This is a genomic window from Streptococcus sp. FSL K6-1323, assembly GCF_038630745.1.
GTDB classification, from domain to species: Bacteria; Bacillota; Bacilli; order Lactobacillales; family Streptococcaceae; genus Streptococcus; species Streptococcus salivarius_D.
This window is the reverse complement of the sequence record NZ_CP152039.1, coordinates 1,406,233-1,428,542: the sequence shown is the minus strand read 5'-3', so window position 1 is coordinate 1,428,542 and position 22,310 is coordinate 1,406,233. Positions and strand designations below refer to the sequence as shown.

General features: G+C 39.6%; 17 protein-coding genes. 14 read left to right on the top strand and 3 right to left on the bottom strand.

Features of this window, described 5'->3' with window-relative positions; translation table 11 throughout:
* Positions 1–18 precede the first annotated feature (18 nt).
* Together nrdE and nrdH are read right to left on the bottom strand one after the other, a co-directional pair.
* Complete coding sequence (nrdE, locus tag NST80_RS06510; protein WP_342504574.1) at positions 19–2,178, bottom strand: class 1b ribonucleoside-diphosphate reductase subunit alpha; 2,160 nt, start codon at positions 2,176–2,178, stop codon at positions 19–21.
* An 88-nt stretch (positions 2,179–2,266) separates the two neighbouring features.
* Positions 2,267–2,491, bottom strand: a complete 225-nt coding sequence (nrdH, locus tag NST80_RS06505; protein ID WP_003096895.1) for a glutaredoxin-like protein NrdH — start codon at positions 2,489–2,491, stop codon at positions 2,267–2,269.
* A 333-nt stretch (positions 2,492–2,824) separates the two neighbouring features.
* Between nrdH and acnA the strand changes: the two genes are divergently transcribed.
* The 9 genes from acnA to NST80_RS06460 all read left to right on the top strand — a co-directional run bounded on the left by acnA (position 2,825) and on the right by NST80_RS06460 (position 14,657).
* Positions 2,825–5,488, top strand: coding sequence for an aconitate hydratase AcnA (gene acnA / locus NST80_RS06500; protein WP_004182713.1), 2,664 nt, complete (start codon positions 2,825–2,827; stop codon positions 5,486–5,488).
* 1 nt (position 5,489) lies between these two features.
* Positions 5,490–6,614 (top strand): citrate synthase, encoded by a 1,125-nt coding sequence (locus NST80_RS06495; protein WP_002884029.1) that lies wholly within the window; start codon positions 5,490–5,492, stop codon positions 6,612–6,614.
* A gap of 13 nt (positions 6,615–6,627) precedes the next feature.
* Positions 6,628–7,803: an NADP-dependent isocitrate dehydrogenase gene (icd, locus tag NST80_RS06490; protein ID WP_045768878.1), complete on the top strand. Its 1,176-nt coding sequence runs from the start codon at positions 6,628–6,630 to the stop codon at positions 7,801–7,803.
* A gap of 261 nt (positions 7,804–8,064) precedes the next feature.
* Positions 8,065–8,328 carry a phosphocarrier protein HPr gene (locus tag NST80_RS06485; protein WP_045772118.1) on the top strand — a complete coding sequence of 88 codons (264 nt, stop codon included), beginning with the start codon at positions 8,065–8,067 and terminating at the stop codon, positions 8,326–8,328.
* Between the two features lie 4 nt (positions 8,329–8,332).
* The gene (ptsP, locus tag NST80_RS06480; RefSeq protein ID WP_342504573.1) at positions 8,333–10,066 is read left to right on the top strand and encodes a phosphoenolpyruvate--protein phosphotransferase; all 1,734 of its coding nucleotides are present in this window, start codon (positions 8,333–8,335) and stop codon (positions 10,064–10,066) included.
* Positions 10,067–10,284: 218 nt separating this feature from the next.
* Positions 10,285–11,718, top strand: a complete 1,434-nt coding sequence (locus NST80_RS06475; RefSeq protein ID WP_045772117.1) for an NADP-dependent glyceraldehyde-3-phosphate dehydrogenase — start codon at positions 10,285–10,287, stop codon at positions 11,716–11,718.
* Between the two features lie 114 nt (positions 11,719–11,832).
* On the top strand, positions 11,833–12,660 hold the full coding sequence (locus NST80_RS06470) for an alpha/beta hydrolase (protein WP_002884105.1): 828 nt from the start codon (positions 11,833–11,835) through the stop codon (positions 12,658–12,660).
* 46 nt (positions 12,661–12,706) lie between these two features.
* Complete coding sequence (locus tag NST80_RS06465; RefSeq protein ID WP_002884014.1) at positions 12,707–13,447, top strand: alpha/beta hydrolase-fold protein; 741 nt, start codon at positions 12,707–12,709, stop codon at positions 13,445–13,447.
* Positions 13,448–13,493: 46 nt separating this feature from the next.
* Positions 13,494–14,657 carry an ATP-grasp domain-containing protein gene (locus tag NST80_RS06460; protein WP_118171936.1) on the top strand — a complete coding sequence of 388 codons (1,164 nt, stop codon included), beginning with the start codon at positions 13,494–13,496 and terminating at the stop codon, positions 14,655–14,657.
* Between the two features lie 52 nt (positions 14,658–14,709).
* On the opposite strand, the gene NST80_RS06455 is transcribed toward NST80_RS06460, so the two are convergent.
* Positions 14,710–15,792 (bottom strand): DEAD/DEAH box helicase, encoded by a 1,083-nt coding sequence (locus tag NST80_RS06455; protein ID WP_014633289.1) that lies wholly within the window; start codon positions 15,790–15,792, stop codon positions 14,710–14,712.
* A gap of 91 nt (positions 15,793–15,883) precedes the next feature.
* On the opposite strand from NST80_RS06455, the gene udk reads away from it, so the two are divergent.
* The 5 genes from udk (at position 15,884) to mprF (ending at position 22,289) form a co-directional block, all read left to right on the top strand.
* Positions 15,884–16,519, top strand: a complete 636-nt coding sequence (gene udk, locus NST80_RS06450) for a uridine kinase (protein ID WP_002890688.1) — start codon at positions 15,884–15,886, stop codon at positions 16,517–16,519.
* Between the two features lie 36 nt (positions 16,520–16,555).
* Complete coding sequence (locus NST80_RS06445; RefSeq protein ID WP_014633287.1) at positions 16,556–18,475, top strand: ABC-F family ATP-binding cassette domain-containing protein; 1,920 nt, start codon at positions 16,556–16,558, stop codon at positions 18,473–18,475.
* 135 nt (positions 18,476–18,610) lie between these two features.
* Positions 18,611–18,823 carry a YiaA/YiaB family inner membrane protein gene (locus NST80_RS06440; protein WP_014633286.1) on the top strand — a complete coding sequence of 71 codons (213 nt, stop codon included), beginning with the start codon at positions 18,611–18,613 and terminating at the stop codon, positions 18,821–18,823.
* A gap of 194 nt (positions 18,824–19,017) precedes the next feature.
* Entirely contained in the window at positions 19,018–19,737 is a 720-nt protein-coding gene (locus NST80_RS06435; RefSeq protein ID WP_013990774.1) for an alpha/beta hydrolase, read from the top strand.
* Positions 19,734–22,289, top strand: coding sequence for a bifunctional lysylphosphatidylglycerol flippase/synthetase MprF (mprF, locus tag NST80_RS06430; RefSeq protein ID WP_118171946.1), 2,556 nt, complete (start codon positions 19,734–19,736; stop codon positions 22,287–22,289). The genes NST80_RS06435 and mprF overlap by 4 nt, the downstream gene beginning before the upstream one ends.
* The last annotated feature ends 21 nt before the right edge of the window (positions 22,290–22,310 follow it).

Here is a 22,310-nt window from a genome sequence, read left to right as displayed (position 1 = left end):
TAGCCTCAAATCACTATCTTAGATGACACAGCTTTCACACTGGTTAGAGCCAACTTCTTCACCGTCATCTGTGTAAGTACGGATGTAGTAGATTGACTTGATTCCTTTGTTAAAGGCGTAGTTACGAAGGATAGAAAGGTCACGAGTTGTTTGTTTATTTTCTGTTTTCCATTCGTAAATTTCTTTAGGCAACTCACTACGCAAGAATAGGGTTAATGACAAACCTTGATCAACGTGTTCAGTCGCAGCGGCATAAACGTCGATAACTTTACGCATGTCCATGTCGTAGGCTGAAGTGTAGAAAGGAATAGTGTCTGTTGAAAGACCGTTGGCTGGATAGTAAATTTTTCCGATTTTCTTCTCTTGACGTTCTTCAATACGTTGTGTGATTGGATGAATAGAAGCAGAACAGTCGTTAATGTAAGAGATTGAGCCATTTGGTGCAACAGCCAAACGGTTTTGATGGTAGAGTCCATCTTTCTTAACGAGTTCACGTAGTTCTTCCCAATCCTTGGCTTGTGGGATGAAGTGGCCTTCGAAAAGTTCTTTAATACGGTCAGATTTAGGAACGTATTGCCCTGTAACGTATTTATCAAAGTAAGAACCATCAGCATATTTTGAATTCTCAAAGCCGACAAAGGTTTCTTGACGTTCACGGGCGATATTGTTAGATTCAACTAAAGTCCAGTAGTTCATAAGCATGAAGTAGATATTAGTAAATTCAACAGATTCGGGGCTACCATACTCGATATGGTGTTTAGCAAGGTAAGAGTGAAGCCCCATAGCTCCCAAACCAAAGGTATGAGCTTGTTGGTTCCCTTTTTTGATTGATGGAACAGCATCGATACTTGAGCTGTCTGTAACAAAGGTAAGCGCACGTGTCATAGCCTTAATGGAACGACCGAAGTCAGGTGAAGTCATCATGTTCAGGATATTAGTAGATCCAAGGTTACATGAGATATCTGTACCAAGTTTAACAAATTCTTGAGCATCGTTAAGTTCACTTGGTGTTTGAACTTGTAGAATCTCAGAACAGAGGTTGGACATAACAATTTTACCATCAATTGGGTTATGTCTGTTAGCTGTATCAACATTGACGATATATGGGTAACCAGATTCTTGTTGGAGTTTAGAAATTTCAGTTTCTAACTCACGTGCATTAATCTTAGTTTTTGTGATATTAGGATTGGCAACCAATTCATCATACATAGCTGTTATGTCGATGTAGTTAAATGGTTTACCATATTCTTTTTCGACAGAATATGGGCTGAAGAGGTACATATCTTCATTATTACGTGCCAATTCGTAAAACTTATCAGGTACGGTAACACCTAGTGACAATGTCTTAACACGTACCTTTTCATCAGCGTTCTCTTTCTTAGTAGAAAGGAAGGCAAGGATATCTGGGTGGAAAACATCCAGATAAACAACTCCGGCACCCTGTCGTTGACCAAGTTGATTTGAGTAAGAGAAGCTATCTTCAAAAAGCTTCATAACTGGGACAACTCCAGAAGCAGCACCAGCATATCCTTTGATAGGAGCACCAGCTTCACGTAGGTTAGATAGGCTAATACCTACCCCTCCACCGATACGTGATAATTGGAGAGCTGAGTTAATAGAACGACCGATAGAATTCATGTCATCCGTTACTTGAATAAGGAAACATGAAACGAGTTCTCCACGACGACTGCGTCCAGCATTTAAAAATGAAGGAGTAGCAGGTTGGTAACGTTGGTGAATCATTTCGTTGGCAAGGTCACTAGCTAGGTTTTCATCACCATCAGCAAAGTAAAGCGCATTGAAAAGAACACGATCTTCAATACTTTCAAGGTATGACTCGCCATCGTTTGTTTTGAGAGCATATTGTTGGTAGAACTTGTAGGCTGCCATGAAAGATTGGAAGCGGAATTTTTGAGCATGAATTTCAGCAGACAATTTTTCGATGAAAGCAGGTTCGTATTTACCGATGAATTCAGACTCAATATAGTCGTTTTCAATCAAATAATTAATTTTATCTGTGATGCTGTTGAATGCCATTGAATTTGGCTTAACATTTTCAAGGAAAAAGGCACGAAGCGCTTCTTTATCCTTATGCAAAGGAATTTGACCGTTTACAGGACGGTTAATTTCGTTGTTGAGGCGGAAGTAAGAAACATCGCCAAGATTTTTTAAAGACATAATACAGATACCAGGCCTAGTTTAAAGGTAGATTAAGGTTAACATATTAAACTAAGCAAACAAGTTCCTTTCTATAAAAACTTGAAAATTAAAGGATTTCTTTAAGTTTAGCCGGTTGAAAGCCTGAAAAGACGATATCGCCTGCTTCAATGACTGGAGCAGCAGTGAAACCAAGACTTTTTACGTAATCGATTTTTTCCGGCTGTTCATCAATGTTGATTTCTTCGAAATCAGCACCTTCCTTTTCCAAGAATTTTTTAGTCATTTTACACTGCATGCAGTTGTTTTTAGAAAACAATGTAATCTTTGCCATTGCAATTACTCCTTTTTTTAAAAGATTTTAAGTGACTAGGAGTCACTTTTTAGAACTCTAATAGGATACCCAAAATATTGGGAAAAATCAAGCTAAATATCTTAAGGAAATACAAGATTTTGTGTTTAGTATTAAAACACAACCCTATATCTTGTGTTTTAAAGGCTTTTTTAAGTTTCCTAAATTAAATAGGATTTGTTTATGAAAATGGCTAAAACAGAAATATCTAACCAAACATGTTATGTAATATGACATCAAAATGCCGATTCTATTTGTTTTTTCAAAAAAAACAGTGTAGAATGAAGAAAATTTTTAACTAATGGAGGTTCAAGTATGCAAGAATACTGTTCAAATCTAACTGTAAATGGTAAGACATTCTCTTTTTATGATCTCGAAAAAGCAGCAAAATCTCATGATGTTAAGGTCGGAGAACTACCTTATACCATTCGAATACTACTTGAAAGTCTCCTCCGAAAAAAAGATGGCGTCGATGTTAAGGAATCTCACATTTCTGACCTGATGAAATTTCCGAATTTTCCGACAGTTTCCGAAGTGCCTTTTAAACCAAGTCGTGTTATCTTACAAGATTTTACAGGAGTTCCTGTTGTTGTTGATTTAGCTTCAATGCGTGATGCTATAGTGGCTAATGGTGGTAAAGCCGAATTTATTAACCCTGAGATTCCAGTGGATTTGGTTATTGACCACTCTGTCCAAGTGGATTCATACGGATGTGATACTGCTCTTGAAGATAACATTAATCTAGAGTTTAAACGTAATAACGAGCGCTATGAATTTCTAAAGTGGGCCGAACAGTCTTTTGAAAATTACCGTGCTGTTCCACCAGCTACAGGGATTATTCATCAGGTTAATATTGAATTTTTGAGTGATGTTATTATTGAAAATGATGGGCTCCTATATCCTGACTCTATGTTTGGTACTGATAGTCATACAACTATGATTAATGGTATTGGCGTTCTTGGTTGGGGTGTTGGCGGTATTGAAGCTGAAGCAGCTATGCTCGGTGAAGCATCTTATTTCCCAATTCCAGAGGTCATTGGTGTACATCTGACGGGAGAGTTGCCTAAAATTGCTACAGCAACAGATTTGGCTCTCAAGATTACTCAGGTACTTCGTTCTGAAAATGTGGTTGGTAAATTTGTTGAGTACTTTGGACCTGGCTTGAAGAGTTTGTCTCTAGCTGACCGTGCTACAGTCGCTAATATGGCACCAGAATATGGAGCGACCTGTGGTTATTTTCCTATTGATGACGAGACTCTTAACTACATGCGTTTAACTAACCGTGATGAGGAACACATCCAAGTCACTGAAGCCTATACAAAAGCCAATCATCTTTTCTATGATCCAAGTAAAGAAGCCAAGTATACTAAGATTGTTGAAATTGATTTGTCATCCATTAAACCTTCTATCTCAGGTCCTAAACGTCCACAGGATTTGATTCTCTTATCAGATGCTAAGCAAGAATTTCAAGATGCAGTGGTACGAGAAGCTGGTGTCCGTGGTTTTGGTTTGGATAAGGAAGAGCTAGCAAAAACTGCAAACGTTGACTTTGAGGATCATTCAGAAACAATTCAAACAGGTCATGTGGCCATTGCAGCTATCACATCATGTACCAATACTTCAAATCCTTACGTTCTTATGGCAGCCGGTCTTTTAGCTAAAAAAGCGGTTGAGAAAGGATTAAAAGTATCTCCAACAGTGAAGACATCTTTGGCACCAGGTTCTAAGGTTGTTACTGGTTATCTCAAAGCTTCAGGCTTGCAAACCTATCTAGATAAGCTTGGCTTTAACTTGGTAGGTTACGGTTGCACAACCTGTATTGGGAACTCAGGAGACTTACGTCCTGAGGTGGCTAAGGCTATTGTAGACACTGATTTATTAGCGAGTGCTGTTTTGTCAGGAAATCGTAATTTTGAAGGGCGCATTAATCCACTTGTTAAAGCGAATTTCTTGGCTAGCCCACCATTGGTTGTTGCTTATGCCTTAGCTGGTAACACGAATATTGATTTGACAACTGAACCTTTAGGTTTTGACGACAATGGTCAAGCTGTTTATTTAGAGGATGTTATGCCATCTCGTGAAGAAATTGAGACTTATGTTGATAAATACGTCACTCGTCAACTTTTCCAAGATGAATATGCTAATGTCTTTTCTGATAGCGAGAAGTGGAATGCCATTCCTACTGAACAAAGTCAAAATTATAAATGGAATCAAAACTCTACCTATATTCAAAACCCACCTTATTTTGATGCTTTAGGAGATGATTTGAGCATTGAACCATTGAAAGATTTGAAGGTTTTGGCTAAATTCGGAGATACGGTAACAACAGACCATATTTCTCCAGCAGGCAATATTGCCAGAAATAGTCCAGCAGCTCGTTATTTGACTGAGAATGGTGTTGATTATCAAGAATTCAATTCTTATGGTAGCCGTCGTGGAAATCACGAAGTCATGATGCGAGGAACCTTTGCTAATATTCGTATCAAGAATGAGTTAGCAGATGGAAAAATTGGTGGATATACTAAATATGATGGTGACATTCTACCTATATACGATGCTGCTATGAAATATAAAGAAGCTAATCAAGATACGCTTGTAATTGCCGGTAAGGATTATGGTATGGGCTCAAGTCGTGACTGGGCGGCTAAAGGTGCTAATCTTCTTGGTGTAAAAGTAGTGCTTGCTGAGAGTTTTGAGCGTATTCACCGTTCAAATCTCGTTATGATGGGGATTTTACCAGTCCAATTTATGGAAGGAGAAAATGCTGAAAGTCTTGGATTGACAGGACATGAGACCTTTAGCTTTGACCTTTCAGAAAATCCAGGTGTCCATGATGTTATCACCGTTACAGCTTCAACACCTGAACAAACCAAAACTTTTAAAGCTTTGGTACGCTTTGATGCAGATGCTGATATTCGCTACTATAAAAATGGTGGTATCTTGCCAATGGTTGTAAGAAAAAAATTGAAGGGAGCCTAATATGACAACAGTTGAAATTAATGGACTTAAGGACATGATTGCCTGTAATACTAGGATTTCATCTATTATTGATGATCATTTATCGTATTCGGGATATGATATTTCCGAGTTTATGGATAATAAAGCGTCTTTTGAGGAAGTGATTTATCTCTTGTGGAATGGTCATCTTCCTACGCAAATGGAACTCAAGTATTTTGAAGCTGAGTTGCGTAAGAACTATGATATTTCTGATGCTGTTGAGCAATGCATTCTTATCCAATCTCGTCCCCATTTGCACCCAATGAGTGTTTTACGTTCAACAGTCTCCCTTCTTGGGGTTTACAATGTGGACGCCGAGGAAAGATCCATGGAGGCAATTTATCAGCAAAGTATTGAATTGATGGCTAAATTGCCTACAATTATTACGACTTTTGCACGCTTACGTACTGGTAAAATGCCCCTCAAACCAAGAGAAGATTTAGGTTTTGCGGCTAATTTTCTCTACATGCTGAATGGTGTTGAACCTTCTGAAATTGAAATTGAAGCTATGAATAAGGCTTTAATTCTTCATGCTGATCATGAGTTGAATGCCTCAACTTTTGCAGCGCGTGTTTGTGCCTCGACTCTGACAGATATCTATTCTTGTGTCACAACAGCTATTGGTGCTCTAAAAGGTCCCTTGCATGGTGGAGCTAATGAACGCGTCTTTGATATGCTTAAAGAAATCCGTGAATCTGGTGATGTTAATGCTTACTTGCAGGAAAAACTTGACTCTAAAGAGAAAATCATGGGATTTGGACACCGTGTATACAAGAAACAGGACCCTCGTGAAATTTTCTTAAGAGATATGGCTAAAAAGTTGACAGAGGGTACTGAGAATGAAGAATTCTTTAACATGTCTCAAGAAATTGAAGAATTCATGAAAGAAAAGAAGGGATTGATTCCCAATGTGGACTTCTATTCAGCCACTGTATATCATACTCTAGGAATTGACAGCGATATCTTCACACTTATCTTTGCTATGAGTCGTGTTGCCGGCTGGATTGCTCATATTCAAGAGCAACAAAAAAATAACAAATTGATTCGTCCACGCTCACAATACATCGGACAAGAAAATATGACGTATATTCCTTTAGAAAAACGCTAGGGAGGAAAGCTATATGGCAGAAAAAATCGTAATGAAAAATGGACAGCTTCAAGTTTCTGATCGTCCAATTATCCCTTTTATTGAAGGCGATGGTGTTGGACATGATATCTGGAAGAATGCCCAAGCAATCTTTGATAAAGCAGTAGAAGTAGCCTATGAAGGAAAGCGTCATATTGAATGGCAAGAGCTTCTAGCCGGTAAGAAGGCTTATGACAAAACAGGTGAATGGTTGCCGAAAGAAACTTTGGAAGCTATTCGAGAAAGTTTAGTAGCTATTAAGGGACCGCTTGAGACGCCAGTAGGTGGTGGTATCCGTTCATTAAATGTAGCATTACGTCAAGAACTTGATCTCTACGCTTGTGTTAGACCTGTTCGTTACTTTGACGGAGTAGCAAGTCCACTTAAGGAACCAGAAAAAACAAATATTACTATCTTCCGTGAAAATACCGAAGATATTTATGCTGGGATTGAATGGGAAGCAGGAACGGCAGATGTCAAGCGCGTGATTGAGTTTCTCCAGACAGAAATGAATGTTAATAAAATTCGCTTCCCAGAGTCAAGTAGTATCGGAATTAAGCCAATTTCAATAGAAGGAAGTAAACGTCTCATTCGCTCTGCTATCGACTATGCTCTCAAGAACAATCTAAAGAAAGTGACATTGGTTCATAAAGGGAATATTCAAAAATTCACAGAAGGTGGCTTCCGTAAATGGGGTTATGAAGTAGCTCAGGAAGACTATAAAGAAGAATTGCTGGCTGGTCGTTTAGAGATTAATGATATAATCGCTGATAACTTTCTCCAACAGATTCTTTTAAATCCAGAAAAATTTGATGTTGTTGCCTTAACCAACTTGAATGGTGATTATGCCAGTGATGCCTTGGCTGCACAAGTTGGTGGTATCGGCATCTCCCCTGGAGCCAACATTAACTATCAAACAGGCCATGCTATTTTTGAAGCAACACATGGAACAGCTCCGGATATTGCAGATCAAGATAAGGCTAATCCTTGCTCAGTTTTATTATCTGGCTGCATGCTTCTAGATTATATTGGTTGGACTGAGGCAGCTCAACTGATTACAAGTGCTATTGAGAAGACATTTAAAGCTGATATCTTTACAGCTGACTTAGCATTTGGGAAACAAGCTTATTCAACGAGTGCCTTTAGCAATCAAATTCTTTCAATTATGTGATTGTTTTTGCTCGAAAATGAAAATTAACGATTGAAAACACCATGAAAGAAATTTTCTGAAAATGTTGTAAATAACTAGAGACTAGTATTTGCTTATGTTTTGAAAAATGAAAATGACCAGTAAAATGAGAGACAAGCTTTCGAAAAACTTGTAGAAAGTACGTTTTAACCTTGATAATCTCAATTAGCTATGTTATAATTCTAAATTGTAAGGGTTATCATTGATAACTCAAATATTCCAAATGAAGAAGGAGAATCCATTATGGCTTCTAAAGATTTCCACATTGTTGCAGAAACAGGTATCCACGCACGTCCAGCTACTTTGCTTGTTCAAACAGCTAGCAAATTTGCTTCAGATATCACTCTTGACTACAAAGGTAAAGCAGTTAACCTTAAATCTATCATGGGTGTTATGAGCCTTGGTGTTGGTCAAGGTGCTGACGTAACTATCTCTGCAGAAGGTGCTGATGCTGATGACGCAATCGTAGCAATCGCAGAAACAATGACAAAAGAAGGATTGGCATAAGAATATGACAGAAATGCTTAAAGGAATCGCAGCATCTGATGGTGTTGCAGTTGCTAAGGCATATCTGCTTGTTCAACCGGACTTGTCATTTGAAACTGTAACAGTTGAAGATACAAGTGCAGAAGAGGCTCGTCTAGATGCTGCTCTAGTGGCGTCACAAGACGAGCTTTCTGTTATCCGTGAAAAAGCAGTTGAAAGCCTTGGTGAAGAAGCGGCAGCCGTTTTTGATGCTCACTTGATGGTTCTTGCTGACCCAGAAATGACTGGTCAAATTAAAGAAACTATCCGTGCTAAACAAGTTAATGCTGAAGCTGCTTTGACAGAAGTAACAGACATGTTTATCGCTATTTTTGAAGGTATGGAAGACAACCCATACATGCAAGAACGTGCAGCGGATATTCGTGACGTTACAAAACGTGTGCTTGCTAACTTGCTTGGTAAAAAATTGCCTAACCCAGCAACAATCAACGAAGAATCAATCGTTGTTGCTCATGACTTGACACCATCTGATACAGCTCAGTTGAACAAAAAGTACGTAAAAGCTTTTGTTACTAATATCGGTGGACGTACAAGTCACTCTGCAATCATGGCTCGTACACTTGAAATCGCAGCCGTTCTTGGTACAAATAACATCACAGAACTTGTCAAAGATGGCGACATTTTGGCGGTTTCAGGTATTACTGGTGAAGTTGTTATCAACCCAACTGAAGAGCAAATTGCTGAGTTTAAAGCAGCTGGTGAAGCTTACGCTAAACAAAAAGCTGAATGGGCTCTCCTTAAAGATGCTCAAACAGTTACTGCTGATGGAAAACATTTCGAATTGGCTGCTAACATCGGTACACCTAAAGACGTTGAAGGTGTAAATGATAACGGTGCAGAAGCAGTTGGTCTTTATCGTACGGAATTCTTGTATATGGATTCTCAAGACTTCCCAACTGAAGATGACCAATATGAAGCATACAAAGCAGTTCTTGAAGGTATGAACGGTAAACCTGTTGTCGTTCGTACAATGGATATCGGTGGGGATAAAGAACTCCCTTACTTCGATCTTCCTAAAGAAATGAACCCATTCTTGGGTTACCGTGCTTTGCGTATTTCTATCTCTGAAACTGGTAACCAAATGTTCCGTACACAATTGCGTGCCTTGCTTCGTGCATCTGTTCACGGTAAATTGCGTATCATGTTCCCAATGGTTGCTTTGTTGACTGAGTTCCGTACTGCTAAAGGTATTCTTGAAGAAGAAAAAGCTAAATTGGTTGCTGAAGGTGTTGCCGTTGCAGACGATATCGAAGTAGGTATCATGATTGAAATCCCTGCTGCAGCTATGCTTGCTGACCAATTTGCTAAAGAAGTTGATTTCTTCTCAATTGGTACAAACGACCTTATCCAATACACTATGGCTGCTGACCGTATGAACGAACAAGTTTCATACCTTTACCAACCATATAACCCATCAATCCTTCGTTTGATTAACAATGTTATCAAAGCGGCTCACGCTGAAGGTAAATGGGCTGGTATGTGTGGTGAAATGGCCGGTGACCAAACTGCTGTTCCACTTCTTGTCGGAATGGGCTTGGATGAGTTCTCAATGTCAGCGACATCTGTTCTTCGTACACGTAGCTTGATGAAGAAACTTGACACAGCTAAAATGGAAGAATATGCTAACCGTGCGCTTACTGAATGTTCAACAATGGAAGAAGTTCTTGAACTTTCAAAAGAATACGTTAACGTAGACTAATCATAAAAAGTGGAGGCCTAGGCTTTCACTTTTTTTATAACTAAACAGAGACAAAATAATTGACTCATTCATTGGTTAGGAGTAGAATACGGCTAACCTAGGTTAATAATTAAAACTATTTTTTGTCAAAATTTTCTGAATAATTCTCGTTTAAATCTTGGATTATTTCTAAAAAAATGATAAAATAGGTCTTATAATAGATAAAAGGAGTTACTATCTTGGCTAAACAATACAAAAACTATGTCAATGGTGAGTGGAAAACATCTGAAAACGAAATTACTATCTACGCACCTGCAAACGGTGAGGAACTTGGATCAGTTCCAGCGATGAGCCAAGCTGAAGTAGACGAAGTCTACGCAGCAGCTAAAGCAGCACTTCCAGCATGGCGTGCACTTTCATATGCTGAACGTGCAGCTTACCTTCATAAAGCAGCAGATATCTTGGAACGTGATGCAGAAAAAATCGGTCAAGTTCTTTCTAAAGAAATCTCTAAAGGTTTGAAATCTGCAATCGGTGAAGTTGTTCGTACTGCTGAAATCATCCACTATGCAGCTGAAGAAGGTTTGCGTTTGGAAGGTGAAGTACTTGAAGGTGGTTCATTTGACGCAGGTAGCAAGAAAAAAATCGCTGTTGTTCGTCGCGAACCAGTAGGTCTTGTCCTTGCTATCTCTCCATTTAACTACCCAGTAAACTTGGCTGGTTCTAAAATTGCTCCTGCCTTGATTGCTGGTGACGTTGTTGCCTTCAAACCACCAACACAAGGTTCTATCTCAGGTCTTCTTTTGGTTGAAGCATTTGTTGAAGCTGGTATCCCTGCAGGTGTCTTGAACTCTATCACTGGTCGTGGTTCTGTTATCGGTGACTATATCGTTGAACACAAAGCAGTTGATTTCATCAACTTCACAGGTTCAACACCAGTTGGTGAAAATATCGGTCGTTTGGCAGCTATGCGTCCAATCATGCTTGAACTTGGTGGTAAAGATGCCGCTATCGTTCTTGAAGATGCTGATCTTGACTTGACTGCTAAAAACATTGTTGCTGGTGCCTTTGACTATTCAGGTCAACGTTGTACAGCTATCAAACGTGTTCTTGTAATGGATAGTGTTGCAGATGAATTGGTAGAAAAAGTAACTGCTTTGGTAGGTAATATCACTGTTGGTATGCCTGAAGAAAGTGCAAGCGTTACACCACTTATCGATACAAAAGCAGCTGACTTCGTTCAAGGTTTGATTGATGATGCCGTTGAACAAGGTGCTACTGCTAAAACTGAATTGAAACGTGAAGGTAACCTTATCTACCCAGCTGTCTTTGATCATGTAACAACTGACATGCGTCTTGCTTGGGAAGAACCATTTGGTCCAGTATTGCCATTCATCCGTGTATCTTCAGTTGAAGAAGCAATCAAGATTTCTAACGAATCTGAATTTGGTCTTCAAGGTGCAGTCTTCACTCAAGACTACCCACGTGCATTTGCAATTGCTGAACAACTTGAAGTTGGTACAGTTCACATCAACAACAAAACACAACGTGGTACAGATAACTTCCCATTCCTTGGTGTTAAAGGATCTGGTGCCGGAACTCAAGGTGTGAAATACTCTATCGAAGCTATGACTCGTGTGAAATCAACAGTATTTGATATCGCAAACTACTAAGAGTTTAGCTATTCAATCATTAAAAAGTGTAAAGAGTCCCCATTATAGGGACTCTTTTTCTTTTAAAATATGGTATAATAGAACTAAATTTCGAATATAGAGAGTTTTCTGACAATGAATAAATCTTATTTTTACTTGGTTATGAAGACCCATGAATTAGAGGTGCCATACACTGGTAAACTTCGTCGTGTGCGTGTTCTTCTACCTAAGAACTATGAAACGGATACAGATCGTTCTTACCCTGTCGTGTATTTCCATGATGGTCAGAATGTTCTTTATAGTAAGGAGTCATTTTCGGGCTATTCTTGGAAGATTATCCCAACAATCAAGCGTAATCCTGATATTTCGCGCATGATTGTTGTAGCCATCGATAATGATGGTCCTGGCCGTATGAATGAGTATTCTGCGTGGAAGTACCAAGAATCTAATATCCCTGGTGTTCAGTTCGGAGGCAAGGGAGTAGAGTATGCGGAGTTTGTCATGGATGTGGTTAAACCCTTTATTGACAAGGAGTACCGTACCCTCTCAGACCGTCAGCATACAGCTATGATTGGTTCATCCCTTGGTGGTAATATCACTCAGTTTATGGGGCTTGATTATAAGGAGCAGATAGGTTGTCTTGGGGTATTTTCTTCAGCTAACTGGTTGCATCAAGATGCCTTTGATCGTTACATGTCGCGTCAAAAGCTCGATGCAGATCAACGTGTCTACATTTATGTAGGGACTGAGGAAGCTGATGATACTGACAAGACCTTGATGGCTGGTAACATTAAGCAGGCTTATATTGACTCTTCATTGAGCTATTACCATGATTTGATTGCTCGTGGGGTTGATTTGGAAAATATCAAGATTCACATTCAGTCTGGTGCTGAACACAATGAAGAAGCTTGGGCTGAGAATTTACCAGACTGTCTTCGCTTTTTCGCTGAAAAGTGGGACTAGTCTATATTAACGCAAATTATTTTAATTTAGGAAAAGGTATATAAATATGAATATCGAACATCTTAGCCACTGGAGTGGTCAACTTAATCGTGAAATGTATGTTAACCGTTATGGGCACGCTGGTATCCCTGTTGTGGTTTTTGCTTCATCAGGTGGTAGCCATAACGAATACTATGACTTCGGTATGATTGATGCTTGTGCACGTTTTATCGAAGAAGGGCGCGTACAATTCTTTACGCTGTCAAGTGTGGACAGTGAAAGCTGGCTTTGTGATTGGAAAAATCCACACGATCGTGCTGAAATGCATCGTGCTTATGAACGTTATGTTATTGAAGAAGCTATTCCATTTATCAAACACAAAACTGGTTGGTTTGATCCAATGATGACAACAGGATGTTCAATGGGTGCTTACCATGCGCTTAATTTCTTCTTGCAACATCCTGATGTTTTCAATAAAGTAGTAGCTCTTAGTGGTGTCTACGATGCTCGTTTCTTTGTGGGTGAGTTTGGAGGGGATGAAGCTATTTACCAAAATTCCCCATCAGATTATATCTGGAACCAAAATGATGGTTGGTTTATCGACCGCTACCGTCAAGCTGAAATCATCGTATGTACAGGTCTTGGTGCTTGGGAACAAGATGGTCTTCCTTCTTACTATAAACTTAAGGAAGCCTTTGAACAAAAGAATATTCCAGCCTGGTTCTCTGAGTGGGGCCATGATGTCGCTCACGATTGGGAATGGTGGCGTAAACAAATGCCTTATTTCCTTGACAATATGAACCTATAATTTCTTTGTCTATCCTATCTAAATAACTATAAAAGAGGAATCACTAATGAATTATCTTGTTATTTCACCATACTATCCACAAAACTTCCAACAGTTTACAGTTGAACTTGCTAATAAGGGAATCACTGTTCTTGGTATTGGTCAAGAGCCTTATGAACAGTTAGATCAACCTTTGAAAGATGCTTTGACAGAGTACTTCCGTGTAGATAATCTGGAAAACTTGGATGAAGTTAAGCGTGCCGTAGCCTTTCTTTTCTACAAACATGGTCCAATCGATCGTATCGAATCTCATAATGAATACTGGTTGGAATTGGATGCTGCTCTTCGTGAACAGTTCAGTGTTTTTGGTGCTAAGCCAGAAGACCTTAAGAAGACTAAATTCAAGTCTGAAATGAAGAAACTCTTCCAAAAAGCTGGTGTTCCAGTTGTGCCAGGTGCTGTCATTAAAACTGACGAAGATGTGGATAAAGCTGTGAAAGAAATCGGTCTTCCAATGATTGCTAAGCCAGATAATGGGGTTGGTGCAGCTGCAACCTTCAAACTTGAAACAGAAGATGATATCAATCATTTCAAGGCTGAGTGGGACCATGAAACAGTTTATTTCTTTGAAAAATTTGTAACTTCAAGTGAAATCTGTACTTTCGATGGTTTGATTGACCATGATGGTAATATTGTTTTCTCAACAACTTTCGATTATGCCCACACTCCACTTGACTTGATGATTTACAAGATGGATAATTCTTACTACGTTCTTAAGGATATGGATCCTAAGTTACGTAAGTATGGTGAGGCAATTGTCAAAGAATTTGGTATGAAGGAACGTTTCTTCCATATTGAGTTCTTCCGTGATGGTGACGATTATATTGCTATTGAATATAATAACCGTCCAGCAGGTGGTTTCACAATCGACGTCTATAACTATGCTCATTCGTTTGATTTGTACAAGGGCTATGCGGATATCGTTGCTGGCGAACCATTCCCAGCTTCTCAGTTTGAGCCACTTTACTGTTTGGCTACTTCACGTCGTGTAAGCTCACACTATGCTTACTCAGAAGAAGAACTTTTTGATAAGTATCGTGAACAACTTAAAGTTAAGAAAATCATGCCTGCAGCCTTTGCAGAGTTGCAAGGTGACTTCCTTTATATGTTGACAACTCCAAGTCGTGAGGAAATGGAACAAATGATTGAGGACTTTGGTAAAAAAGCCTAATCTGTATATGTTAAAAGCACTTCAGTTTACTCTGAAGTGCTTTTGTAATGGCTTATTTTTCGTGAAGCTCTTGGTTTTTAAGAACCAGTTCTGATACTTTAGCGAATTTTTTAAGTTTTTTGAGGTCTTCTGGATGAGTTACCAAGCTAATGACGCTACCTTCATTTCCCATACGGCCGGTACGACCTGCACGGTGAGTGTAGGCTTCACGGTCTCGAGGAATATCGAAGTTGATGACCACTTCCAGATTTTCAATATCGATGCCTCGTGCCAAGAGGTCAGTACCTAGTAAGAGTGAAATCTCATGGTTCTTGAATTTTTCCAAGATAACCTTACGGAATTTGACGTTGATGTCACTAGCCAATGATACTGCTGAAGCTCCGTTAAATTGGAGGCGCTCTTCAGTAGCCCCAAGGTCAGAAAGACTGTTGAAAAAGACAAGGCCACGGAAATCAGGAATATTGGAGAACTTACGAAGAAGTTCGACACGGTTACGTTTATCAACACTGATATAATAATGTTTAATAGTATCTAATTCCTGATCAGATAAGTCATAAACGATAGTATTTTCGACAAGAACTTGATCGTCAATTTTGTTGGTTGCCGAAATATAGATCATTTGATGATCACGAGGAACATGGTGGCTGATTTTTGTCACAAAGTGGTATTGGCTATCACTGAGAAGCTCATCAAATTCATCGAGGACGATGGTGTTGACATTCATCATCTTGATTTTTTTGAGTTTAATCAGCTCAAAAACACGGCCAGGGGTTCCGATGAGAATTTCTGGTCCTTTCTTCAGGCGTTCAATTTGTCGTTTTTGACTAGAGCCAGAAAGGAAGAGTTGGGCAGTGAGTCCTAGTGGCTCAGCCCATTGTTTGGTTACATCAAAAATCTGTCCAGCAAGTTCAGAATTAGGTGCTAGGATAAGCAGTTGTTGAGCTTTTTTTGGCTTGAGTGAAAGAAGAAGTGGAAGAAGGTAGGCAAGGGTTTTACCTGTTCCTGTAGGACTGATACCTAGGACATTGTCTCCTTCAGTGATTGGTGCAAAGAGTTCTTTTTGAATGGCAGTCTCTGTAGTGATTCCTTTTTCTTTAAGGAGGTCTTGCCATTGTTCAGGAAAGTTTTTAAACATAAAAGTCTCATTTTCTATATGGATTTGCTTTTATTATATCATGATTTAGTGTAGAATAGATAAGAAAGACTATATTAGATAGGAATTTACCATGCCTAAAAAACCGATTATTATTGGGGTTACGGGTGGCTCTGGTGGCGGTAAGACCAGTGTTTCTCGTGCCATTCTATCAAATTTTCCAGATGAGAAAATTGCCATGATTGAGCATGATTCTTATTATAAGGATCAGTCACATTTGACTTTTGAAGAGCGTGTGTCAACGAACTACGACCATCCTTTTGCCTTTGATACAGATCTTATGATTGAACATATCAATGAGCTGATTGCTGGGCGTCCTGTAGATATTCCGATTTATGACTACACCCAACACACTCGCAGTGAAAAGACTTATCGTCAGGAACCACAGGATGTCTTCATTGTTGAAGGGATTTTGGTACTTGAGGATAAACGTTTGCGTGATTTGATGGATATCAAGCTTTTTGTAGATACTGATGATGACATTCGTATTATCCGTCGTATCAAGCGTGATATGGAAGAGCGTGGCCGTAGCTTGGATAGTATCATTGAGCAATATATCAGTGTGGTTAAACCTATGTACCACCAGTTTATCGAACCTACGAAACGCTACGCAGATGTGGTGATTCCTGAAGGTGTCACAAATACTGTTGCTATCGACTTGATTAATACTAAGGTAGCAAGCATTTTGAAAGAAAGTCAGAAAGCCTAAGCAGGAGCTTGGCTTTTTTGGTATAATTGAAACGTTATGATTATTTTACAAGGAAACAAGATTGAGCGCTCTTTCTCAGGAGATGTGCTCTTTGATAATATTAATATTCAGGTAGATGAACGTGATCGTATTGCCCTGGTTGGCCGTAACGGTGCTGGGAAATCAACCTTATTGAAAATCTTGGTTGGAGAGGAAGCGCCGACGAGTGGTGAAATCAATACAAAACGTGATTTGAATTTGTCTTACTTGGCTCAGGATAGTCGCTTTGAGTCTAGCAATACCATCTATGCAGAAATGTTAAATGTCTTTGCAGACTTACGTGCAGATGAAAAACGTCTTCGTGACATGGAAATGAAGATGGCCGAGTTGACTGGGGCAGAATTGGACAAGTTAATGACTGACTACGATCGCCTTTCCGAGGATTTCAGACAGCGTGGTGGTTTTACCTATGAATCTGATATCAGAGCTATTCTCAATGGTTTTAAGTTTGATGAAAGCATGTGGGAGATGCCCATTTCCGATCTTTCTGGAGGGCAAAACACGCGCCTGGCTTTGGCGAAAATGCTGCTTGAGAAGCCTGAGCTCTTGGTACTGGACGAACCGACCAACCACTTGGATATCGAGACCATTGCTTGGTTGGAAAATTACTTGGTCAATTATCAGGGAGCTCTAATCATTGTCAGTCACGACCGTTATTTTTTGGACAAGGTGGCGACAGTAACCCTGGATTTGACCAAACATAGTTTAGATCGTTATGTCGGAAACTATTCAAAATTCATGGATCTCAAGGCTGAAAAATTGGCTACTGAAGCAAAGAACTTCGAAAAGCAACAAAAGGAAATTGCTAAGCTGGAGGACTTTGTTAATCGTAATATTGTCCGTGCCTCTACAACTAAGCGTGCTCAAGCCCGTCGTAAACAGCTAGAGAAAATGGAACGTCTGGATAAGCCAACAGAAGGTCAAAAGTCAGCTAATATGACTTTCCATGCGGATAAGGTCTCTGGGAATGTGGTCTTGACTGTGAGGGATGCTGCCATTGGTTATGACGATGAGATTCTCTCAGAGCCGATTTCCCTGGATGTTAAGAAGATGGATGCCATTGCTATTGTGGGACCTAATGGTATAGGGAAAACAACCTTTATCAAGTCGGTAGTAGGTAAGCTGCCATTTATCAAGGGAACATCAACTTATGGTGCCAATGTTGAAGTGGGTTACTATGACCAAACCCAATCTGCCTTGACACCGTCCAACACTGTTCTTGATGAGTTGTGGAATGATTTTGCGACAACTCCTGAAGTTGAGATTCGTAACCGTCTGGGAGCCTTTCTCTTCTCAGGAGATGATGTCAAAAAGTCGGTTTCTATGCTTTCGGGTGGTGAGAAGGCTCGCCTGCTCCTAGCTAAATTATCAATGGAAAACAACAATTTCCTCATCCTAGATGAGCCGACCAACCACTTGGACATTGATAGTAAGGAAGTCTTGGAAAATGCCCTCATTGACTTTGATGGAACGCTTCTTTTTGTCAGCCACGACCGTTACTTTATCAACCGAGTGGCAACCAAAGTGATGGAAATTTCTGAGGATGGAGCAACCATTTATCTTGGAGACTACGATTACTACCTTGAGAAGAAGGCGGAGCTTGAAGAGTTAGCACGTCTTGAGGCAGAGGAAAATCAAGTATCAGAGGAAGTCCAAGTGGCTTCAGCGGGTGCTAGTGATTATCAAGCTCAAAAAGCCAATCAAAAAGAGATGCGTAAACTAAGTCGACGCATTGAGCAAATTGAAAATGAGCTAGAGACAATTGAGGAACGCTTGGAGGAAATTTCTGCTGCCATGCTTGAAACAAATGAAGTGGTGGAATTGTCTGACTTGCAGAAAGAGCTGGATGACTTATCAGTTTCTCAAGAAGCTCTGATGGAAGAGTGGAGTGATTTATCAGAACAATTGGAAGGTTAAGGGATGATGAGAACCTTTTCATGTTTTGAGTTGTGAAAGGCTTACATGTTGGTATAATAGTCTTAGTATATAAAAGGAGACTAACTTTATGAACAAAGTAAAGAAAAAGTGTATCGTAACACAACATCTTTCAACATGATGGCATGGGGATCATTTGCCTTCTTCGTAATCTTGATGTTGGTAGGCCTCTATACCCTTAAAGAGCTTTTGATGGTTAAGGGTTACTACCTCATGGGATGTGTAGGATTGATTTCATCATCATTTACAGTATCTAAGGTTGTCCGTGATAACCAAGAAGATGAAGAAAACTATAACAAACTCATCGCTCAACAAACTTTCGAACAATAAGAAGAGAAGCCTGAAAAGGCTTTTTCTTTTTGCAGAAAATGCACAAATATTCTGACTCTTTCCTAGTGGAAGTGTTATAATGGAGTGAAGAGGGTTAGATGATTTTGGAATGAGTAAGTCCAATTCATCAGCCTCAATGCCTTATAAGACTAATTATCGTATAAGAATGCGTTAGTGAAAAGGTAGGTAATATTATGGAATTCAAAGTGAAAGATGGTCAAATCATCTATTATCGTGATCTCGGTAAAGGCTTTCCAATTGTTTTTTTGCATGGCAATAATTTGTCAGGAAATTACTTTGGTAAGCAAGGAATTCTGTATCGAGACTATCGTTTAATTTTCATTGATAGTCGTAATCACGGCAGGTCCAGTCGTCAAAGTGTTAAGATGACCTTTGAACAGATGGCTGCCGATTTGGAGGAAATTTTGCAATATTTGAATATCAAGAAGGCCTTATTTGTCGGTCATAGTGACGGTGCCAATTTGGCTATGGTTTATGCTAGTCGTTATCCTGACCGGATTGCAGGGCTCTTGCTTAATGCGGGAAATATGACCTTTAATGGGTTGACGAGACGCTCAAGATTCGCGGTCTATATACAATATCTTTGCTTAAAAGCCTTGTCACCATTTTCATCTAAAATGGATATCATGGCTCAGGTAACGGGGCTTATGCTTCATGACTTGCCACTAGATAGGGAACGTCTACATCAGGCTGCCTATCCTGTTTGGGTAGTTATGGGGCAAAGGGATGTTATCAGTATCAGGCATTCTAGGGAGATTTCGGAACTCTTTCCAATTCATAAGCTTTATGTCCAACGTCGAGAAGGGCATCGTCTAGCTCAACGTAAATATAAGATTTTCAATCAAATGATTCGTGAGCTTGTGAGAATTAGTCGAAAAGAGGTGGTGGCATGAAGCGTCTTTTAGAGAGACTTCAACCTTTAAAAGCGGCCGTTAAATCTATCTTCTTTATCTCGATTACGGTTCTTGTCGTCATAGAATTGGTTCGCCTCAAACGGACCATCACTTTAGAGTCACTTGAGTCAGCTCTGGGCGGTTTGTCTATTTGGCATCTTGTTTTGATGGCTATCATCGGACTAGTCGCTGTCTCCCCTATGCTCTTTTATGACATTATACTGAATAAGGAGCTAGAAACGGATTATTCCAAATCCTATATCTTAGAAACTAGTTGGGCTGTTAACACCATTAATAATTTAGCTGGTTTTGCTGGTTTGGTCGATGTGGGTCTGAGATATTCCTTTTATTCTGAGGATGGGCAGGAAAAGACGGGTGTTAAGGCACTTTCTCGTTTATTGCCTTACTTTATGTCGGGCCTATCCCTTTTAAGTGGTTTGGTATTCGCTGTCTTTTGGTTCTTCCCTCTAAGTCCAGATTTAAGAAAGTATTGGTTACTGTTATTGGGGATTTTCCTTTATCTGCCTTTTATTTTCTTTGTTTCTAGTCGTGAAAAATTAGCCTATTTTGGTCAAGTACCATTGAAAACGAGGCTAAGTCTTCTTTTAGCTTCGACAGCTGAATGGGGAACGGCCCTTGGAAGCTTTGTAAGTGTAGCTTATTTAATGGGCTTGCATGTTCCTCTTTATAATTTGATTCCTCTTTATTTCCTAGCAGTTATTATTGGTATCTTCTCTATGATTCCGGGTGGGATTGGTAGTTTCGATTTGATTGTGATTACCGGTCTGACCTCTATGGGGGTTAGCAATGCTCTAGCGGTTAGTCTGCTCTTGCTCTTTCGTTTAACCTACTACATTATTCCTTTCTTGTTAGGTGTTGTCTTCTTTTTCAAACACATGGGAGGGCGTATCAACGAGAAATACTTCAAACTTTCTTCACGAGTATTTGGTGGAAGTCTCCACCGCTTTCTTGTGTATTTGCTACGTTTTTCAGGGATTTTCTTGATTTTGTCAGCCTTAATCCCAGAACGCTTGGCAAATGTCTACTTTATTAGCCGTTTTAATCCTATTCAGGAACAGTTGATTTGGCAATTCCCAAGTATCCTATTTGGAACTCTATTCATTTTCATGGCTCGGCTCATCAGGCGTCGGGTTAAGGGAGCTTTCATTACTTCCTTAATAACCTTTGTCTTGACCTTGATTTATGTCAATCTCAATGGTATTTCTTGGGCCATGTCTTTCCTAATTGTACTCTCTTTGGTGCTTATGTTGATCATCAGAAAGAGGTTGTATCATCGTTACTTTGTTTATAGTTGGGAAGACAAAACAAAGGATTTCCTTTTCCTAGCCTTTACTATTCTGGTTCTTCTTGTTCTGGGTGGCAGCGGTTTTTGGTCTCATTTATTGCCACCTAAGAACCGGGATGTTCTTGGACATTTTGTTCATATTTGGTTTGATATTTTACTGGCATCAGTTATCATTGCAACTATTGTTTGGGGAGTCTTGAGAATTTTGGCACCCCGCAGGACTTTTGGTCAAAGTATGGATGATGAGCGCTTCACAGCTCTCCTTGAGAAATATGGGGGTGCATCAGAAAGTGCCTTGGCTTATTTACATGATAAACGCCTCTTTTGGTATCGTGTTGATGGACAAGACCAGGTAGTTTTCCAATTTGCACAAACCAGCAATAAGTGTGTGGTTATGGGAAATCCAATTGGTAATGAAAACTATTACCGTCCAGCTTGGGAATCTTTCTTGAAGACTTTATCGGATTGGAATTTACAAGCCTTGTTTTATGAGGCAGACGAGAGTATTACCCTGATGCTTCATGATTATGGCTTTGATTTTATGAAATTTGGGGAAAACGCCATGGTTGATTTGACGACATTCTCTGTCGATGGTAAGCATGGTAAGAAGTTCCGTAAACCAACCAATCGTGTCGAAAAAGCAGGTTTCCAGTTTAAGTTACTTCAACCTCCATTTTCAGAGACTCAGATGCAAGAAATGAAGGCTGTCTCAGATATTTGGCTTAACGGCCGTAAGGAGAAGGGGTTCTCTCTTGGTTTCTTTGATGAAGCCTATCTGCAGCAAGCACCGATTGCTATTGTGGAGAGTGAGGAAGGAGAAATTGTAGCCTTTGCTAATATCATGCCAACCAAAAACAAACGGGTGGCGACGATTGACCTTATGCGTTATGATTTTGAAAAGGCACCTGAAGGTATCATGGATTACCTCTTTGTCAAACTCTTCCAGTATTTCCAAGCAGAAGGAAAGCAGTACTTCGATATGGGAATGGCTCCACTCGCGAATGTGGGTACTGAAGAAGATAGTTTCTTAGAAGAGAAGGTTGCCAATTTGGTCTATGTCTTTGCCCAGCGTTTTTACTCTTTTAGTGGACTCCAACGTTATAAGGAGAAGTTCTCTCCAATATGGTCTCCAAAATACATTGTTTATCCTAAACGAACTTGGCTCTTGTTTGATATGATTGCCATTTTAAGGATTGATAATCGTAAAATTGAAGATAGATTGAAGAAAAGACGTCTTTGGAAATAGATACGAAAAAATAGCGAAACC

What these genes read in the sequence shown, in the direction of transcription:
- nrdE (WP_342504574.1), bottom strand. Translation starts at nt 2,178, where the DNA reads ATGTCTTTAAAAAATCTTGGCGATGTTTCTTACTTCCGCCTCAACAAC.
- nrdH (WP_003096895.1), bottom strand. Translation starts at nt 2,491, where the DNA reads ATGGCAAAGATTACATTGTTTTCTAAAAACAACTGCATGCAGTGTAAA.
- acnA (WP_004182713.1), top strand. Translation starts at nt 2,825, where the DNA reads ATGCAAGAATACTGTTCAAATCTAACTGTAAATGGTAAGACATTCTCT.
- NST80_RS06495 (WP_002884029.1), top strand. Translation starts at nt 5,490, where the DNA reads ATGACAACAGTTGAAATTAATGGACTTAAGGACATGATTGCCTGTAAT.
- icd (WP_045768878.1), top strand. Translation starts at nt 6,628, where the DNA reads ATGGCAGAAAAAATCGTAATGAAAAATGGACAGCTTCAAGTTTCTGAT.
- NST80_RS06485 (WP_045772118.1), top strand. Translation starts at nt 8,065, where the DNA reads ATGGCTTCTAAAGATTTCCACATTGTTGCAGAAACAGGTATCCACGCA.
- ptsP (WP_342504573.1), top strand. Translation starts at nt 8,333, where the DNA reads ATGACAGAAATGCTTAAAGGAATCGCAGCATCTGATGGTGTTGCAGTT.
- NST80_RS06470 (WP_002884105.1), top strand. Translation starts at nt 11,833, where the DNA reads ATGAATAAATCTTATTTTTACTTGGTTATGAAGACCCATGAATTAGAG.
- NST80_RS06465 (WP_002884014.1), top strand. Translation starts at nt 12,707, where the DNA reads ATGAATATCGAACATCTTAGCCACTGGAGTGGTCAACTTAATCGTGAA.
- NST80_RS06460 (WP_118171936.1), top strand. Translation starts at nt 13,494, where the DNA reads ATGAATTATCTTGTTATTTCACCATACTATCCACAAAACTTCCAACAG.
- NST80_RS06455 (WP_014633289.1), bottom strand. Translation starts at nt 15,792, where the DNA reads ATGTTTAAAAACTTTCCTGAACAATGGCAAGACCTCCTTAAAGAAAAA.
- udk (WP_002890688.1), top strand. Translation starts at nt 15,884, where the DNA reads ATGCCTAAAAAACCGATTATTATTGGGGTTACGGGTGGCTCTGGTGGC.
- NST80_RS06445 (WP_014633287.1), top strand. Translation starts at nt 16,556, where the DNA reads ATGATTATTTTACAAGGAAACAAGATTGAGCGCTCTTTCTCAGGAGAT.
- NST80_RS06440 (WP_014633286.1), top strand. Translation starts at nt 18,611, where the DNA reads ATGATGGCATGGGGATCATTTGCCTTCTTCGTAATCTTGATGTTGGTA.
- NST80_RS06435 (WP_013990774.1), top strand. Translation starts at nt 19,018, where the DNA reads ATGGAATTCAAAGTGAAAGATGGTCAAATCATCTATTATCGTGATCTC.
- mprF (WP_118171946.1), top strand. Translation starts at nt 19,734, where the DNA reads ATGAAGCGTCTTTTAGAGAGACTTCAACCTTTAAAAGCGGCCGTTAAA.